The sequence below is a fragment of the Vibrio sp. R10-SG-ISO4 genome, from assembly GCF_059834135.1.
In genome coordinates this window covers 18,764-34,895 of the sequence record NZ_JCBDHJ010000003.1, presented here as the reverse complement: position 1 = coordinate 34,895, position 16,132 = coordinate 18,764, and the positions used below count along the sequence as shown (strand labels likewise).

The window sequence follows — 16,132 nt, the reverse complement described above, 5'->3', positions numbered from 1 at the left end:
TCTGTTTTAACAGCCCGAGCCTTGGCTCGACGAAGTAAGGTTACCCTATGAATTCAATGAGTTTTTTGATTTCCACACTGTTCGACCTCTACATTATGGTCGTCATTTTGCGGATCTGGTTACAGGCGGCGCGCGCCGATTTCTATAACCCCTTCTCGCAATTTATCGTTAAAGCGACACAACCGGTCGTTGCGCCGCTGCGCCGCGTGATCCCATCGGTAGGCAGCATTGATCTCGCCACCGTGCTATTTGCTTACGTGTTGTGCGTCTTGAAGTTTGTCGCCTTGATTTTGATTGCCTCAGGCGGCTCCGTCACCTTCAGTGCCGACTTCCTGTTCCTTGGCTTGCTCTCTTTGCTCAAAGCCGCAGGCAGCTTACTGTTCTGGGTTCTACTGATCCGCGCGATTTTGAGCTGGGTCAGCCAAGGCCGCAGCCCAATTGAGTACGTGTTCCATCAGTTGACTGAACCTATGTTGGCGCCAATTCGCCGCGTTCTTCCAGCCATGGGCGGCTTTGATTTGAGCGTACTGGTGCTGTTTATCGTGCTGCAGTTTGCTAACTTCCTGATGGGTGACATCATTGGCCCTATTTGGTATCAGCTCTAATGGCACTCGCGGCTTGGCTAGAGGGCAGCGATCTGGTGCTGCGCCTTTATATCCAACCTAAAGCAAGCCGCGATAGTCTCGTCGGGGTGCATGGTGATGAATTAAAAGTTGCCATTACCGCCCCTCCAGTAGACGGTAAAGCCAATGCGCATCTCACCAAATATCTTGCCAAGCAATGCAAAGTGGCCAAGGGCATGGTGGCGATAGAAAAAGGCGAATTGGGCCGCCACAAACAAGTGCGCATCGCCGACGCCAAGCAGATACCACCCGTTATCCAAGCCATCCTCTAGGGTGGCTTACTTTTACGTTCAAGCCTCATGCTGTCTAACCATGTAAGGACACCATGTCTACCAGGCATGAAAAACAATCATTGAAAGGAACGCTCATGAAAGCTCGCTTTTGCCTATTTTTACTCGCTCTGCTGGCACTCCCTAGCACCGCCGAGCAGTTCAAAACCATCAAAGACATCGAAGTGCACTACTCCGCCTTTAATTCGACCTTTTTGACCCCAGCGGTGGCGCGCAGCTACCAGCTCAAACGCAACGGGTACTCGGCTATCCTCAATGTCAGTGTGCTCGACAACTCAGCTGCCGGCAAACCTGCTATCAAGGCTGCGGTCAGCGGTCAGGCCAAAAACCTGATTGGCCAAAGCAAAACATTGGCGTTCCGCGAGATAGTGGAAGGGGAAGCGATTTACTATATCGCCGAGTTTCCAATCAGTAATGAAGAAACCTTGTCGTTCACGATTGATGTTAATGCTGGCATTAAAGGCACAGGACCAGTAAAGTTCAGCCAAAAATTTTATGTCGAAGAGTAAGACGATAGAGAGAGCGAGAGAAGTATGAAGAAAATCGTATTAGCCACGAGCAATCAAGGTAAAGTCCGCGAAATGGCGGATCTGTTGTCTGAATTTGGCTTTGATGTGGTCGCACAAAGTGACTATGCGGTATCAGAAGTGGCCGAGACAGGCACCACCTTTATCGAAAACGCCATCATCAAGGCGCGCCACGCCGCGAAAGAGACGGGGCTGGCCGCCATTGCCGATGATTCTGGCCTTGAAGTCGATTACCTACAAGGTGCGCCGGGCATTTATTCTGCGCGTTATGCCGGAGAAGGTGCCAGCGATCAGCAGAACTTGGAAAAGCTGCTCGCGGCGATGGAGAATGTCCCAGAAGCGCAGCGCACGGCGCGCTTTCATTGTGTTTTGGTCTTGATGCGTCATCACCAAGACCCTACTCCGATCGTCTGTCATGGCATGTGGGAAGGGCGCATTTTGACTGAGCCTCAAGGTGAACATGGCTTTGGCTACGATCCGATTTTCTTTGTTCCAGAAGATCAGTGCGCCAGCGCGCAGCTTGAACCCGCACGCAAAAAGCAGCTATCGCACCGCGGTAAAGCGCTTAAGCAGCTCTTTGCTCAGCTATCACAACAGCCGCTGTAACCGCTCATGACCACGCTCATGTCCACGTTCATGACCAAGCTAACGCCTCCGAATCTCAGTCTCTATGTCCACATCCCTTGGTGTGTACAAAAGTGCCCGTACTGCGATTTTAACTCCCATGCACTCAAGGATACGATTCCTGAAGCGCAATACATTGATGCCCTGCTTGAGGATCTCGACAGCGATATTGAGCGCTACCAGCTCAATGCTAACCCGCGGCCTTTGCACTCGATTTTCATCGGTGGCGGCACGCCAAGCTTGATTTCGCCTCAGGGCATTGAGCGCATGCTCTCTGGTATTCGTGCGCGCATTGCGTTTAAAGATGACATTGAGATCACCATGGAAGCCAACCCTGGCACGATAGAGGCTGAGCGCTTTGGCGGATACCAAGTTGCAGGAGTGACCCGCATCTCGATTGGCGTGCAGAGTTTTGCGGCCGAGAAACTCCAACGATTGGGCCGTATTCACGGCGAGCAAGAAGCCGTCAACGCAGCGAAACTTGCGCATACCATAGGCTTAAACAGCTTTAATCTCGATTTGATGCACGGCTTGCCGGATCAATCAGTCCAAGAGGCATTGTCCGATCTTGAACAAGCCATCGAGCTCAACCCTCCGCACCTCTCTTGGTATCAGCTGACGATTGAGCCCAACACCCTATTCTACTCCAAACCACCCGTACTGCCGGATGACGATGCGCTGTGGGATATTTTCGAGCTGGGCCATCAAAAGCTCACTCAAGCAGGCTACGTGCAGTATGAAATCTCTGGCTACAGTAAGCCGGGCTATGAGTGTCAGCACAACCTCAACTACTGGCGCTTTGGCGATTACCTTGGCATTGGTTGTGGCAGCGCTGGGAAGATAAGCTTTGCCGATGGTCGCATTGTGCGGACCACGAAAATCAAACACCCCAAAGGGTACTTGGCGGCGTATCAGAACCTCACCAAGCCCTACATATCTGATGAGCATCAAGTCGAGCACAAAGAGCGCCCTTTTGAGTTCTTTATGAACCGTTTTCGCTTACTTGAAGCGTGTCCGAAGCAAGACTTCATCGACACCACCGGCTTAGCGCTAGACGTGATCGCGCCAACTATGAACTGGGCCGTTGAAAAAGGCTATATCGATGAAAGTGTGACAAGCTGGCAAGTCACCGAGAAAGGCAAATTGTTTCTCAATGACCTGCTCGCAGCGTTTATGGATGAGAGTGAATAAGGGCGCGCGACAGGCCAACCTGCGCCCTAATCAGCACCAGTGAAAGCAAGCACTAAAAAATAGAGCGCCCGATACGCTGAGAAAACAACTCAAGGGCGCAAGTGCCCGCTAATGAGTTGCCAGAGGCGTCTAGCTCTGGTGACCACACTGCGATGGTCATCTCACCAGGAATCACCGCGACAATGCCACCGCCAACTCCCGATTTACCCGGCATCCCCACTCGATAGGCAAACTCGCCCGCGCCATCATAGAGACCACACGTCGCCAGTAGCGCATTGAGCTGCTTAGTTTGTGTCGGCGTGATGACCGGCTTTTGTGTTTGCACTGAGGTGCCTTTGTTGGCCAGGTAACTGAAGGTTTTCGCCAAGTCGACGCAACTCATTTTCAACGCACAAGCGTGAAAATAGTTGTTCAGCACCGGGATGACCTCGTTTTCAAAGTTGCCAAATGAGCGCATCAAATACGCGATCGCCGCATTGCGGTCACTGTGCATCATCTCTGATGCGGCCACCACTTTGTCATAGCAAATATGAGTATCACCGGATAACTGACGCACAAACTCCAGCAGCCTCTGCCTGGGCGCTGAAAGGCGCGAACTGAGCAGATCCGCCACCACAATAGCACCAGCGTTAATAAACGGGTTACGTGGAATGCCCTGCTCCATCTCAAGCTGAATCAAAGAGTTGAACGCCTGACCAGACGGTTCTTTCCCCACACGGCGCCAGATCTCTTCTGGCTGATAGAGACACATGGCTAACGTTAAGCTGAGCGCTTTCGAAATCGATTGAATCGAAAAGGGCTCATCGACATCCCCCGCTTTAAACACCTCACCTTGGTTAGTGAAAACGGCCATGCCCAGTTTGTCTGCAGGCACTCTCGCCAGCGCGGGAATGTAGTTAGCGACCTTGCCCTTGCCAATCAGTGGGCGCACCTCATCGAGAATGCTCGCTAGCATGTCATTGGTCGGTGTCATTGCAAAACCTCAATCAGTTCAACGAAAAAAGCCAACATGAATCATGTCGGCTTTTGTGACTCTACGTGGCGCTTAGATTAGCCAACGCGCTTATATTTGATGTCCCAAACGCCGTGGCCTAAACGATGGCCTCGGGCTTCAAATTTGGTGAGAGGACGCTCGTCAGGACGAGGAACAAAATCGCCCTCTGTGGCGATATTCTCATAGCCCGGCGCTTGATTCATCACCTCAATCATGTGCTGCGCGTAGTTTTCCCAATCTGTCGCCATATGGAAGATGCCTTCGCCTTCAATTAGCTTTTTGCGCACCATCTCAGCAAACTCAAGCTGAACGATACGGCGCTTATGGTGACGCTTCTTATGCCATGGGTCTGGGAAAAAGAGTTGCAGCGTCGCCAGACTGCTGTCTGGGATCATGTGCTCAAACACTTCAACCGCATCGTGACACATGACGCGAAGGTTGCTGATGCCTGCGTCACGCGCATCCGATAGACACGCACCCACACCTGGGCTGTGTACTTCAATACCGATAAAGTTCTTTTCAGGGGCATTCTTGGCCATTTCGACCAAAGAGGCGCCCATGCCAAAACCAATTTCTAGCACAACAGGGTTATCATTGCCGAACACCTCACGCCAATTGAGTCGCTCCGCTTTGTAATCGATGCCCATGGTCGGCCAGCACTCTTTCATCGCATTCTCTTGACCTTTGGTCAAACGACCTTCGCGACGAACAAAGCTTCTTACTTTGCGTATCAGTTTACCGTCTTCGTTGTACTCGTTGGTGGTCACTTCACTCATGATTCTGCCTGTCTAAAAATTGGTCTCGCCTCAAAGGGATTGTGATTATCCAAAGAATCGCCACTGGTGCAAGTGTTTTACGCGCACAAAGCGACAATTGCTCAAGCGCCTCAACACAACTCTAAGCTCAACCATGAGTTCAACATATCCCTACAGATTGTCGGTTGCACTCAAGGCGTGTTCTGTGGTGCAATTTTGCTCCATAAATCATAGAACACAGAGCAAGTCGTGACGCCTTATGCAACCGCCATCTTAGAGTGGTATGACGCCTATGGTCGCAAAAACCTTCCATGGCAACAGAATAAAACCGCCTACAGTGTTTGGCTGTCGGAGATCATGCTCCAGCAGACCCAAGTCGCTACGGTTATCCCATATTACCAGCGTTTTTTGGCGCGCTTTCCGACGGTGACCGCGCTTGCTGATGCGCCGCAAGACGAAGTGCTGCATCTATGGACTGGGCTCGGCTATTACGCCAGAGCGCGCAATTTGCACAAAGCCGCTCAAATCGTTCGTGACCAGTACCAAGGCGAGTTTCCACAACAGATTGAACAACTCAACGCCCTACCCGGCATTGGCCGCTCCACTGCGGCGGCGATTTTGTCCTCTGTGTACAAACAGCCACATGCGATCTTAGATGGCAACGTCAAACGCACTCTCGCACGCTGTTTTGCCGTAGAAGGTTGGCCGGGGCAAAAACGGGTCGAAAATCAGCTCTGGTCCTTTGCCTGTGAACACACACCAAGCCGCGACGTCGACAAGTACAACCAAGCCATGATGGACATGGGCGCGATGGTCTGCACGCGCAGCAAGCCGAAATGTTCACTCTGTCCTGTCTCCACCTTCTGCGCGGCCTACAAACAGGGTAATCCGCTGGATTACCCGGGCAAAAAGCCGAAGAAAGAGAAACCGGTCAAAGAGACCTGGTTTGTGATCTTGCATCACAACCAACAGGTGTGGCTCGAGCAGCGCCCACAGTCGGGCATTTGGGGCGGTTTGTACTGTTTTCCTGAACACCACAACGCTGCTATCGAACCATCACTCGACACCCGAGGCGTGCTGCCAAGCAGCATTGTCGACCAACAACCACTGATCGCGTTTCGCCACACCTTCAGTCACTATCACCTCGATATCACGCCAATTTTGGTAGACGTATCAAAGCAACCCGATAGGATAATGGAAGGCAGCAAAGGTCTTTGGTATAACTTATCCCAACCTGTAGAAGTCGGTTTGGCCGCTCCTGTGAAGCAATTGCTGGAGAGCTTACCGTCAGAACTACGCAGCATTCGATCAAAGGAGTCGTTATGAGCCGCACGGTATTTTGTGCTCGACTACAAAAAGAAGCCGATGGACTGGATTTCCAGCTCTACCCAGGCGAACTAGGTAAACGTATTTTTGACAACATCTCAAAAGAGGCATGGGCGCAGTGGCAACACAAACAAACCATGCTGATCAATGAAAAGAAGCTCAACATGATGGATCCTGAGCACCGTAAATTGATCGAAACCGAGATGGTCAACTTCCTGTTTGAAGGCAAAGAGGTCCATATCGAGGGATACACGCCACCGAGCGAATAACAGCAGCCTTTAAAGACACCCCATTAAGAGCGGGTGTCTTTTTTTTTTGAGAGAGATATGAAGAAGTTAGCTTACTTTGGCCCAGTTATATCCTTGAGCCTAGCCGTGGTCTTAACGGGTTGTAGCCGCGAATTTGTTGAAAGCCTTTATGACGTCAACTACGAGCCCACCAACCGTTTCGCCAAAAATCTGGCTGAGTTGCCTGGTCAATTTGAGAAAGACACCGCCGCACTGGAGTCGCTCATATCCAGTTTCTCTGGCAACATCGAAAAACGCTGGGGCCGCGCGGAAGTCAAATTCGCCGGTAAAAGTAACTACGTCAAATACATCGACAACTATCTAAGTCGTTCAGAAGTGAACTTCGATAAAGGACTGATCACGGTTGAAACCGTCTCTCCAACCGATCCTAAAGGCCACTTAAAAAACGCCATCGTCACCACACTGCTCACGCCCGATGATCCCGCGAACGTCGATCTCTTCTCCTCTAAAGGGATCAAACTCGAAGGTCAGCCGTTTCTTTATCGCCAAGTGGTCGACCAAGACAACAAAGCTATTCAGTGGTCATGGCGCGCGAATCGCTTCGCCGATTACCTCATTGCCAATCACCTGAAAGTGAAAGATGTCGACTTCAAAAAGGCCTACTACGTTGAAATTCCAATGGTGGAAGAGCAAATTGAGATCCGCAGCTATCAGTACGCCGATATTGTCCGCCGCGCATCGAAAAAATATGACATTCCAGAAGATCTTATCTACGCCATCATTAAAACCGAAAGTAGTTTTAATCCTTATGCGGTGAGTTGGGCCAACGCGTATGGTCTGATGCAGGTCGTGCCGAAAACCGCTGGGCGCGATGTGTTTCAACTGGTGAAAAAGAAATCCGGCCAACCGACGCCGGAGTATCTGTTTAATCCTGAGAACAACATAGATACGGGTACCGCCTACTTCTACATTCTCAAAAATCGCTACTTGAAAGACGTTCGCCATCCGACATCGCTCGAATACAGCATGATTTCTGCCTACAACGGTGGCACCGGGGGCGTACTCAACACTTTTGATCGCAACGACAGGAAACGGGCAATGCGTGACCTCAATGCCCTACAGCCAAATCAGGTCTACTGGGCGCTGACGAAAAAGCATCCCAACGCAGAAGCGCGTCGTTACCTAGAGAAAGTAACAAATTTCAAAAAAGCCTTTAACTCGGGGAGAACCTAATGTGCCAAAACGGCTAAATTGTCGGCACTTAACCACTTTTTTGTTTTTTTTTCCAAAAACAAGTTGACGCGAAGACGGAAAATCCGTTTAATAGCGCTCCGTCGCCCGGATAGCTCAGTCGGTAGAGCAGAGGATTGAAAATCCTCGTGTCGGTGGTTCGATTCCGCCTCCGGGCACCATATTTAAGGTGTTTGAAGTAAGACGAATGCAAAGATAATTGCTCTGCAATTATGTGTCGGTGAACTAGCTGTCCGCGTTCGATTCCATCTCCGGGCACCACAATTTGATTGTTGGTGTCTTAATAAAATATTAATACACAAGCAAAGCACAAAGAATACAGTGTGCCGACTTAGCTCAGTAGGTAGAGCAACTGACTTGTAATCAGTAGGTCACCAGTTCGATTCCGGTAGTCGGCACCATTCTTTTGCCTCGATAGCTCAGTCGGTAGAGCAGAGGATTGAAAATCCTCGTGTCGGTGGTTCGATTCCGCCTCGAGGCACCATTATTTGGTGTCATGTTTATACGCGATACACGAATAATTCCTCCTTAGCTCAGTTGGTAGAGCGACGGACTGTTAATCCGCAGGTCGCTGGTTCGAGCCCAGCAGGAGGAGCCACATCAGAGCCTCAGTCGAAAGACTGGGGCTTTTTTGTATCGACACCCTTATCGTTTCAGTACAAATATAGATTGCCTCCATCTCGCTTTTGGAGCTCCCGTGCCAAACAGTACAGCGCATATCACTCCCGGAGCAGAGAGTCAGAATCTAGGTAAGCAAGTTTAACGTTAAACACTAATCCATACGATAAGTAACAAAAAGCACGCTTTAACGCGTGCTTTTTCCTCTCTGTTATCACTCTTTGTTCTTTTCCACCCGGCTTTATACGCCAAGCGTTATGGTTCAAATCAGCAAAATGGGCAAAAACAGCCCACTAAGTATAGAAAAGCAACAAACGATATTTTTTTTGCAATTTGATGTTGACCTCAAACACGAAAAGTCTTTTAATACACCCCGTCGCCCGGATAGCTCAGTCGGTAGAGCAGAGGATTGAAAATCCTCGTGTCGGTGGTTCGATTCCGCCTCCGGGCACCACAATTTGATTGTTGGTGTCTAAGACAATTAAACATCAGCAAAGCGCAAAGAATGCAGTGTGCCGACTTAGCTCAGTAGGTAGAGCAACTGACTTGTAATCAGTAGGTCACCAGTTCGATTCCGGTAGTCGGCACCATTTATTCTTTATCGCAAACGAGATAATTCCTCCTTAGCTCAGTTGGTAGAGCGACGGACTGTTAATCCGCAGGTCGCTGGTTCGAGCCCAGCAGGAGGAGCCAATATCATTAACGAGCTTAGCTTGTTAATCCGGCGCCGACTTAGCTCAGTAGGTAGAGCAACTGACTTGTAATCAGTAGGTCACCAGTTCGATTCCGGTAGTCGGCACCATTTCTTTATTAGAGCTCTGTTCATAAAGAAACGTAAAAAGATAATTCCTCCTTAGCTCAGTTGGTAGAGCGACGGACTGTTAATCCGCAGGTCGCTGGTTCGAGCCCAGCAGGAGGAGCCACTTTTAAAGCCAAGTCGAAAGACTTGGCTTTTTTTGTGTCTCTATAAATCAAACAAAAAAGCAGCGACTCTAGGTCACTGCTCATATTCGACTTCGCGGTCGTGGGCTGAATTAGGCTTTCACGCCCTCTTGCTGATTCAGCCTCGCCACTTCATTATCGAGCTCTTCTAGCTTTTTCGCCATCTGCTCGCGGCATAGCGTTGCCAATTCACGCACATTCTCTTTGCCATACCCTTCGGTAGACACCGGTGGCAGCATTTCTACAATGACATGACCGTTGTTCCAACGATTGAGCTTCAAGCCACTGGTTGAGCTGCACACAATAGGAATGATCGGTAATTTCGCTCCCACAGCGGCGTGAAAGGCACCAGTTTTAAATGGCAGTAAGCCACGGCCACGTGAGCGCGTTCCTTCAGGGAACATCCATACAGAGACATCGCTGCTGTTCATGCTATCGACCACTTGATCAATGGTACCTTTCGCTTTCGAGCGGTTCGCACGGTCAATCAGGATATTACCGGTCAACCAGTACAGCTGACCAAACAGTGGCATCCACGCAAGGCTCTTCTTACCCACAGTGACCACTTTTGGTGTCACCGCCGAAGAGACAGTGAACAAATCCCAGTTGTTCTGGTGGTTGGCAATGTAGATATGTTGACCGCGTTGGTAGGCATCGTCTGGAATGCGCAGTTCTAGCTTGATACCAAACACACTCGACATTTTGCCAAACAGGCGACCGAAGGTGAAAACATGTTTAGGGTTGCGAGGGCTTAACAAGCAATAGCCGCAACCAAAAATAAACATAACAATTGCAAAAAGCGCAACAGCCAATACACGAAGTAGTGCAATCATTGTGGTTCTCCAAGAACACTATGAACTAAAAACTAGCTCGACTCTAACTGATCTCACCCTTATAAAAAAGCCGAAACTCCCGTTTCGGCTTACTATTGTCGGCAAGAGACTATGACAAGGTGTTAATCGCGAAAGCGCTCAATCTTGGCGCCGAGCGCTGTCAACTTGTCTTCGATTTTGTCGTAACCACGATCGATGTGGTAAATACGGTCAACGATGGTTTCGCCTTGGGCAATACAGCCTGCGATCACCAGACTGGCAGAAGCGCGCAAATCCGTCGCCATCACTTGAGCGCCGCTCAGCGAGGTCACATCACCGCAAATAACGGTATTGCCTTCAATCTCGGCTTTCGCGCCCATACGCATTAACTCAGGCACATGCATAAAGCGATTTTCAAAGATGGTTTCCGTGATCACACCACCACCCTTCGCCATCATGTTCAGCAAAGTGAACTGCGCCTGCATGTCGGTTGGGAACCCTGGATGTGGTGCAGTGCGAATCGACACGGCTTTAAGCTCGCGCCCAGTCATATCCACGGAAATCCAATCGTCTCCCGTTTCAACCAAGGCCCCCGCCTCTTCCAGTTTCGCCAGTACCGCTTCAAGCAAGTACGCACTGGTGTTGCGACACACCACTTTACCTCCCGATACGGCGGCAGCTACAAGGAAGGTCCCCGTTTCAATGCGATCGGCCACCACAGAGTGCTGACCGCCACCTAAGCGCTCAACCCCTTCAATCGTGATGGTGTCCGTACCTGCACCAGAAATTTTTGCGCCCAGCTTATTCAAAAACTCAGCCGTATCAACAATCTCTGGTTCACGCGCGGCGTTATCTAATACGGTTTTGCCATCTGCCAAGGTCGCAGCGCACATGATGGTGATGGTTGCGCCCACGCTCACTTTATCCATCACGATATGCGCGCCTTTAAGGCGACCATCGACGTGCGCTTTCACGTAACCGTCTTCTAGAGTGATCGTTGCGCCTAGTTGCTCTAAGCCGTGGATATGCAAATCCACAGGACGAGCACCTATTGCACAGCCACCAGGCAGCGAGACTTGGCCTTGACCAAAACGTGCCACCAGCGGGCCAAGCGCCCAAATCGATGCGCGCATGGTTTTCACCAAGTCATACGGCGCGCAGTACTCTGTGATGCAGCTTGGGTCGACATGGACACTGCCATTGCGCTCAACCTTAGCGCCAAGGCGCTTAAGCAGCTCCATCGTAGTATCGATGTCACGTAACTTGGGAACATTCGATACTTCAACAGGCTCCTCGGCCAAAATAGAGGCAAACAAAATCGGCAAAGCCGCGTTTTTGGCGCCTGAAATGGTGACTTCACCAACGAGAGGTTGCTTAGACCCCGTTACTCGAAACTTTTCCATGACTAAACCTTATAGTGACATCAACTTCTTATCACGAGCCCACTCTTGCGGCGTAAAGGCTTTGATAGAAACAGCGTGAATGTCATTTCTTTGGATGTATTCCATGAGAGGAGCATAAATTAGCTGCTGTTTTTTAACGCGGCTCATGCCATCAAAACACGCATCAACGGCCACCACTTCATAGTGGCTGCCCTCTCCTTTAACGTGTATTTCTTCCAGGTTTAGTGCGTTATTTAAAATCTGTTGTACTTGTGCGCTATCCACGATCCACCCCGGTATTAATTTTTAATGTGTCCAGCCAGCTCCTTGCGGATATTACTCAATTGAAAAAGGGTATTGAGTTCCACTGGTACGAAGCTGAGCATTATATGACAGTTTTGTTTTTTTGCATGCTCAATTAGGTGAATTAGCATCACCATTCCGGCAGAATCGATACGATTAACCGCTTTTAATGACCATTCTACGTTCTGCGCTTGAGGTTGCCACTGCCGCAATGTGCGCCAAAGTGCAGGTACGCTGTCTCTATCCAAATGGCCAGACAGTTCACAGCATTCGGCGGACAACGACTGCCATGTCGCCCCGCTCATTACGACTTGTTCTCGTAGCGAATCGGCGTTTTCGCCAGTGTTTGCAGCTCCTGTGCGACGGCAAGAATTCCTTCTTGGCGCAGCTTGCCACTCCACTCAGATTGTTTGCTCGACAGCATGCTGATGCCTTCTGCAATCATGTCAAACGCACTCCACTCACCACTCGATTTGTCTTTACGCAATTTGAACTCAAGCTTGATGTTCGGTCTTGGCGAATCAATGATGTCGAGCTTCACGCCAGTAATGGTGCGGCTGTCATCCACACGACCTTCAGGTTCAAATTCAATCGTCTGGTCGGTGTATTGGGTCAGCACTTGCGCGTAAGAGGCGACAATATAAGCGCGAAAAGCGTCGATAAACACCAATACGTCCTCACGCTTCGCCCCTTTTAAATTTGGCCCTAGCAGCTTGAGCGCCGCGTATTTTTCATCCACATACGGCATCAACTCTTGTTCTACGATGAGCTTCAATCTTTCTGGCTCTTGCTGAATTTGCGCCTGCTCCGCTTTGAGACGCGCAAAGGTTTGATCCGACACCTGAACCATCATTTGATACGGGTCTTGCCTGTTGACCTCTTTGGCTCCAACCGAAACACTGGCAATAACCAATGCGAGAGTAAGCACTAACTTTCTAAACATCCTTTTCTCCTTACTCTGCCTGTTTGTCAGAGTCACTGCCAAAGCTATATAGCACTTGGCCAATCAAATCTTCCAATACCAAGGCTGACTTGGTGTCTTCAATATAATCGCCGTCCACCAGCATCTGCTCATCATCAAAGACAAATCCAGGCGTCAAACCAATATACTGTTCGCCAATCAAACCTGAGGTGAGAATTTTAAGGCTCGATGTCTCCGGAAACTGGTCGAATTGGCGGCTAATCGACAAGGTGACCACCGGCAGCAGTGACTCAGGGTTAAGCTCAATTTTCGCCACGCGTCCAATCACTACCCCGCCCACTTTCACCGGCGAACGCACCTTCAAGCTGCCGATGTTGTCAAACTCGGCTTTGAGCGTGTAAGTGTCACCAGAACCGAGTCCTTTAACGTCAGCGACTTGAAAAATCATCACTAAGATTGCGCAAATTCCGGCAAGGACAAAGCTGCCGACCCATAATTCTGTCTTTCGTGTTTGTTGCATGATTAATTCCCAAACATCAAGGCGGTGAGTACGAAGTCTAGCCCCAGTACCGCGAGTGAAGAGTGCACGACGGTGCGTGTCGTCGCTTGGCTGATCCCGGCCGAAGTCGGCACGGCATCATAGCCATTAAACAGCGCTATCCAGGTCACTGTGATAGCGAATACAAAACTTTTGATGAAGCTGTTACCTATGTCTTGACCTAACTCAACCGACGCCTGCATCGCTGACCAAAAGCTGCCATGATCAATCCCTTTCCAATCAACGCCGACCAGTTGCCCGCCCCAGATGCCGACCGCCATAAATATCATCGTCAGCAGCGGCATAGAAATCACCCCGGCCCAAAAGCGTGGCGCAATCACTCGTTTCAGCGGATCGACCGCCATCATTTCCATGCTCGATAATTGCTCGGTGGCTTTCATCAAACCGATCTCTGCGGTCAATGCTGAGCCCGCTCGCCCGGCAAACAGCAGCGCCGTCACCACAGGGCCAAGCTCTCGCAGTAGCGACAACGCCACCATCTGGCCGAGTGCGCCCTCCGCGCCAAAATCCACCAAGATAACGTAGCCCTGCAAACTCAGTACCATGCCGATAAATAGCCCCGACAAGACAATAATGATCAGCGATTGCACACCGGCGCTATAAAGCTGCTTAACCAATAACGGCAAGTGTTTGACGGGCTGAGGGCGAGCGATGATCGCGCCCGCCAACATCAAACTCGAGCGACCAAAGGCACTCGCGATAGCTAAACTGCGTTGCCCTATATGAGCGATGACATTGACCAAATCCGACATTAGGAGAACAGCTCCTTTGCGATGGGTTGAGAGGGATAACGAAACGGCACAGGGCCATCGGCCTGGCCAAGCAGAAACTGCTGCACTTGTGGATCCGGATTATCACGCAGTTGCTGCGGCGACCCTGACGCAATCACTTGCCCATTGGCCATTAAGTACACCTTATCAGCAATGCTCATCACCTCAGGGACATCGTGTGAGACCACAATAGCGGTGATCCCAAGTGCGTGGTTAAGACTGCGAATCAGCTCCACCAGCACGCCCATGGTGATTGGATCTTGGCCAACGAAAGGCTCATCAAACATGATGAGCTCTGGGTCTAGCGCAATAGCGCGAGCCAGCGCAGCGCGGCGTGCCATCCCACCGGAGAGCTCGCTTGGCATTAACTCGGCTGCCCCGCGCAGACCAACGGCCTCTAGCTTAAGCAGCACCAAAGTGCGAATCATGGCTTCGTCAAGTTCGGTATGTTCACGCAGCGGAAATGCCACGTTGTCAAACACGGTTAAGTCGGTGAACAGTGCGCCCGATTGAAACAGCATGCTCATTTTTTTACGCTCTCGATAGAGCTTGCTGCGACTCAGGGTAGGAATATTGTGACCGTCAAACCAGACCTCACCGCTGTCTGGGTAGAGTTGACCGCCGATCAACCTGAGTAAGGTCGTTTTACCAATCCCTGATGGGCCCATAATGGCTGTGACCTTGCCTTTCGGCACGCTGAGATCGACATTGTCGAAGATCTTGCGCGTCCCTCGAGAGAAGGTAAGCTTCTGGATAGTAACCAAATCTTCTTCTGGCATAACGAACCCGTTGATATCCCTATTGATGCGCAATCATAAGCAGATTAATGACGAATTTAAAGCCACATAGCGTGAATTGTGAGTGACTCTTTCTTTATTAATTTAACGACAAAAATAATTAAATTACGAATTTCACAACAAAATGAACATGAAAATTCTCCTTTTACCGCTTCCCTTTTAAACGGCAAAGCGTCAAAATTGACGGTTAAATTCTCACGTTGTCTACTGTTTAGGGATTATCATGCTTGAAGCGATTGCGTTTCTCATCGTCGGGTTAGTGTTGCTTGTTTGGAGTGCGGACAAACTGGTGTTTGGCTCCGCCGCGCTGGCTCGAAACTTCGGTATTTCTCCGTTGGTTATCGGTATGACAATCTTGGCGATGGGCTCCTCAGCACCGGAAATGATGGTCTCGGCAACCGCCGCCCTTGAAGGTAAAACCGATACCGCGGTGGGCAACGTACTAGGCTCGAATATCGCCAACATCGCACTGATTCTCGGCATCACAGCGCTCATTAAACCTCTCTCCATCAGCTCAGCCGTTATTCGACGTGAGTTACCACTGATGGTGGGCGTTACCGTCCTAGCGGGTGTCCTGCTCTGGGATAACCATTTAGGCTTTTATGAAGGGGCGCTACTGTTTGTGCTGTTTGCTGCCTTTATTGTGGCAATGTTGCAAATAAGCCGCAGCGAAAAACAAAAAGGCGACGCACTACTGGAAGAGCAAGAGTCTGAAGTGCCTGAAGGGGTGAGTAACCTCAAAGCGGGCATCTGGGTTGTGGTCGGTTTAATTTTGCTGCCCATCGCGGCCGACACTTTGGTCGATAACGCGGTGGTCATCGCCCAATACTTTGGCATGAGCGATCTGGTCATCGGCCTGACCATCATTGCTGTCGGCACCAGTCTTCCTGAGCTCGCCGCCTCACTGGCTGGCGTCATGAAAGGGGAAGATGACATGGCGGTCGGTAACATCATCGGCTCAAACGTATTCAATATTCTTGCGGTCATGGGCATCCCTGGCATTCTTAACCCATCCATGCTCAGCGAGTATGCAATGGGACGTGATTTTTGGGTCATGCTCGGCGTATCACTCTTATTGGTCGCGATGGCGCTGGGTAAATCACGCAGCATCAATCGATTAGAAGGTGGCGTGCTGTTTTTCTGCTTTATCGCCTACCAGACTTATCTCGTGATGAACATGGCCGCTTAACCTTTTGGA

Annotated in this window: 19 protein-coding genes and 9 tRNA genes; 18 read left to right on the top strand and 10 right to left on the bottom strand. The window is 50.3% G+C overall.

Annotated features, from left to right (window positions below):
• Window positions 1-47 precede the first annotated feature (47 nt).
• From AC6R03_RS02810 to hemW, 5 genes are all read left to right on the top strand, one after another.
• On the top strand, window positions 48-605 hold the full coding sequence (locus AC6R03_RS02810; protein ID WP_500627759.1) for a YggT family protein: 558 nt from the start codon (window positions 48-50) through the stop codon (window positions 603-605).
• Entirely contained in the window at window positions 605-895 is a 291-nt protein-coding gene (yggU, locus tag AC6R03_RS02805) for a DUF167 family protein YggU (protein ID WP_334568338.1), read from the top strand. The genes AC6R03_RS02810 and yggU overlap by 1 nt, the downstream gene beginning before the upstream one ends.
• Window positions 896-990: 95 nt before the next feature.
• The gene (locus tag AC6R03_RS02800) at window positions 991-1,422 is read left to right on the top strand and encodes a DUF4426 domain-containing protein (protein WP_500631429.1); all 432 of its coding nucleotides are present in this window, start codon (window positions 991-993) and stop codon (window positions 1,420-1,422) included.
• 24 nt (window positions 1,423-1,446) lie between these two features.
• The gene (locus AC6R03_RS02795; protein WP_500631428.1) at window positions 1,447-2,046 is read left to right on the top strand and encodes an XTP/dITP diphosphatase; all 600 of its coding nucleotides are present in this window, start codon (window positions 1,447-1,449) and stop codon (window positions 2,044-2,046) included.
• 30 nt (window positions 2,047-2,076) lie between these two features.
• On the top strand, window positions 2,077-3,255 hold the full coding sequence (hemW, locus tag AC6R03_RS02790) for a radical SAM family heme chaperone HemW (RefSeq protein WP_500631427.1): 1,179 nt from the start codon (window positions 2,077-2,079) through the stop codon (window positions 3,253-3,255).
• Between the two features lie 52 nt (window positions 3,256-3,307).
• Here hemW and glsB read toward each other — a convergent pair whose 3' ends face one another.
• Both glsB and trmB read right to left on the bottom strand, forming a co-directional pair.
• Window positions 3,308-4,228: a glutaminase B gene (gene glsB / locus AC6R03_RS02785; protein ID WP_500631426.1), complete on the bottom strand. Its 921-nt coding sequence runs from the start codon at window positions 4,226-4,228 to the stop codon at window positions 3,308-3,310.
• 77 nt (window positions 4,229-4,305) lie between these two features.
• Entirely contained in the window at window positions 4,306-5,025 is a 720-nt protein-coding gene (trmB, locus tag AC6R03_RS02780; RefSeq protein ID WP_334568334.1) for a tRNA (guanosine(46)-N7)-methyltransferase TrmB, read from the bottom strand.
• Window positions 5,026-5,253: 228 nt separating this feature from the next.
• On the opposite strand from trmB, the gene mutY reads away from it, so the two are divergent.
• From mutY to AC6R03_RS02720, 12 genes are all read left to right on the top strand, one after another.
• Window positions 5,254-6,330, top strand: coding sequence for an A/G-specific adenine glycosylase (gene mutY / locus AC6R03_RS02775; protein WP_334553492.1), 1,077 nt, complete (start codon window positions 5,254-5,256; stop codon window positions 6,328-6,330).
• The gene (locus AC6R03_RS02770; RefSeq protein WP_138971437.1) at window positions 6,327-6,599 is read left to right on the top strand and encodes an oxidative damage protection protein; all 273 of its coding nucleotides are present in this window, start codon (window positions 6,327-6,329) and stop codon (window positions 6,597-6,599) included. The genes mutY and AC6R03_RS02770 overlap by 4 nt, the downstream gene beginning before the upstream one ends.
• A 57-nt stretch (window positions 6,600-6,656) precedes the next feature.
• The gene (gene mltC, locus AC6R03_RS02765; protein WP_500631425.1) at window positions 6,657-7,811 is read left to right on the top strand and encodes a membrane-bound lytic murein transglycosylase MltC; all 1,155 of its coding nucleotides are present in this window, start codon (window positions 6,657-6,659) and stop codon (window positions 7,809-7,811) included.
• A 103-nt stretch (window positions 7,812-7,914) separates the two neighbouring features.
• Window positions 7,915-7,990, top strand: a tRNA-Phe gene (locus tag AC6R03_RS02760).
• A gap of 164 nt (window positions 7,991-8,154) precedes the next feature.
• Window positions 8,155-8,230 (top strand) — tRNA-Thr (locus AC6R03_RS02755).
• A 7-nt stretch (window positions 8,231-8,237) separates the two neighbouring features.
• Window positions 8,238-8,313, top strand: a tRNA-Phe gene (locus tag AC6R03_RS02750).
• Window positions 8,314-8,351: 38 nt separating this feature from the next.
• Window positions 8,352-8,427: transfer RNA gene (locus tag AC6R03_RS02745), tRNA-Asn, on the top strand.
• Between the two features lie 398 nt (window positions 8,428-8,825).
• Window positions 8,826-8,901: transfer RNA gene (locus AC6R03_RS02740), tRNA-Phe, on the top strand.
• Window positions 8,902-8,961: 60 nt separating this feature from the next.
• Window positions 8,962-9,037: transfer RNA gene (locus AC6R03_RS02735), tRNA-Thr, on the top strand.
• A 27-nt stretch (window positions 9,038-9,064) separates the two neighbouring features.
• Window positions 9,065-9,140, top strand: a tRNA-Asn gene (locus tag AC6R03_RS02730).
• A 33-nt stretch (window positions 9,141-9,173) separates the two neighbouring features.
• A tRNA-Thr gene (locus AC6R03_RS02725) sits at window positions 9,174-9,249 on the top strand.
• Between the two features lie 45 nt (window positions 9,250-9,294).
• Window positions 9,295-9,370 (top strand) — tRNA-Asn (locus tag AC6R03_RS02720).
• Between the two features lie 111 nt (window positions 9,371-9,481).
• Here the strand turns inward: AC6R03_RS02720 and AC6R03_RS02715 are convergent.
• The 8 genes from AC6R03_RS02715 to mlaF form a co-directional block, all read right to left on the bottom strand.
• Entirely contained in the window at window positions 9,482-10,222 is a 741-nt protein-coding gene (locus tag AC6R03_RS02715) for a 1-acylglycerol-3-phosphate O-acyltransferase (protein ID WP_500631424.1), read from the bottom strand.
• Window positions 10,223-10,344: 122 nt separating this feature from the next.
• The gene (gene murA, locus AC6R03_RS02710) at window positions 10,345-11,604 is read right to left on the bottom strand and encodes a UDP-N-acetylglucosamine 1-carboxyvinyltransferase (RefSeq protein WP_500631423.1); all 1,260 of its coding nucleotides are present in this window, start codon (window positions 11,602-11,604) and stop codon (window positions 10,345-10,347) included.
• 9 nt (window positions 11,605-11,613) lie between these two features.
• Window positions 11,614-11,868: a BolA family iron metabolism protein IbaG gene (gene ibaG, locus AC6R03_RS02705; RefSeq protein WP_487903523.1), complete on the bottom strand. Its 255-nt coding sequence runs from the start codon at window positions 11,866-11,868 to the stop codon at window positions 11,614-11,616.
• A gap of 14 nt (window positions 11,869-11,882) precedes the next feature.
• Window positions 11,883-12,191, bottom strand: coding sequence for an STAS domain-containing protein (locus AC6R03_RS02700; protein WP_500631422.1), 309 nt, complete (start codon window positions 12,189-12,191; stop codon window positions 11,883-11,885).
• On the bottom strand, window positions 12,191-12,829 hold the full coding sequence (locus AC6R03_RS02695; protein WP_500631421.1) for an ABC transporter substrate-binding protein: 639 nt from the start codon (window positions 12,827-12,829) through the stop codon (window positions 12,191-12,193). The genes AC6R03_RS02700 and AC6R03_RS02695 overlap by 1 nt, the downstream gene beginning before the upstream one ends.
• 10 nt (window positions 12,830-12,839) lie before the next feature.
• Entirely contained in the window at window positions 12,840-13,328 is a 489-nt protein-coding gene (gene mlaD / locus AC6R03_RS02690; RefSeq protein WP_334553477.1) for an outer membrane lipid asymmetry maintenance protein MlaD, read from the bottom strand.
• A 2-nt stretch (window positions 13,329-13,330) separates the two neighbouring features.
• On the bottom strand, window positions 13,331-14,119 hold the full coding sequence (gene mlaE / locus AC6R03_RS02685) for a lipid asymmetry maintenance ABC transporter permease subunit MlaE (RefSeq protein ID WP_500631420.1): 789 nt from the start codon (window positions 14,117-14,119) through the stop codon (window positions 13,331-13,333).
• Window positions 14,119-14,916, bottom strand: a complete 798-nt coding sequence (mlaF, locus tag AC6R03_RS02680) for a phospholipid ABC transporter ATP-binding protein MlaF (protein WP_500631419.1) — start codon at window positions 14,914-14,916, stop codon at window positions 14,119-14,121. The genes mlaE and mlaF overlap by 1 nt, the downstream gene beginning before the upstream one ends.
• 241 nt (window positions 14,917-15,157) lie before the next feature.
• On the opposite strand from mlaF, the gene AC6R03_RS02675 reads away from it, so the two are divergent.
• Window positions 15,158-16,123 carry a calcium/sodium antiporter gene (locus AC6R03_RS02675; protein WP_334553471.1) on the top strand — a complete coding sequence of 322 codons (966 nt, stop codon included), beginning with the start codon at window positions 15,158-15,160 and terminating at the stop codon, window positions 16,121-16,123.
• Window positions 16,124-16,132: the final 9 nt, after the last annotated feature.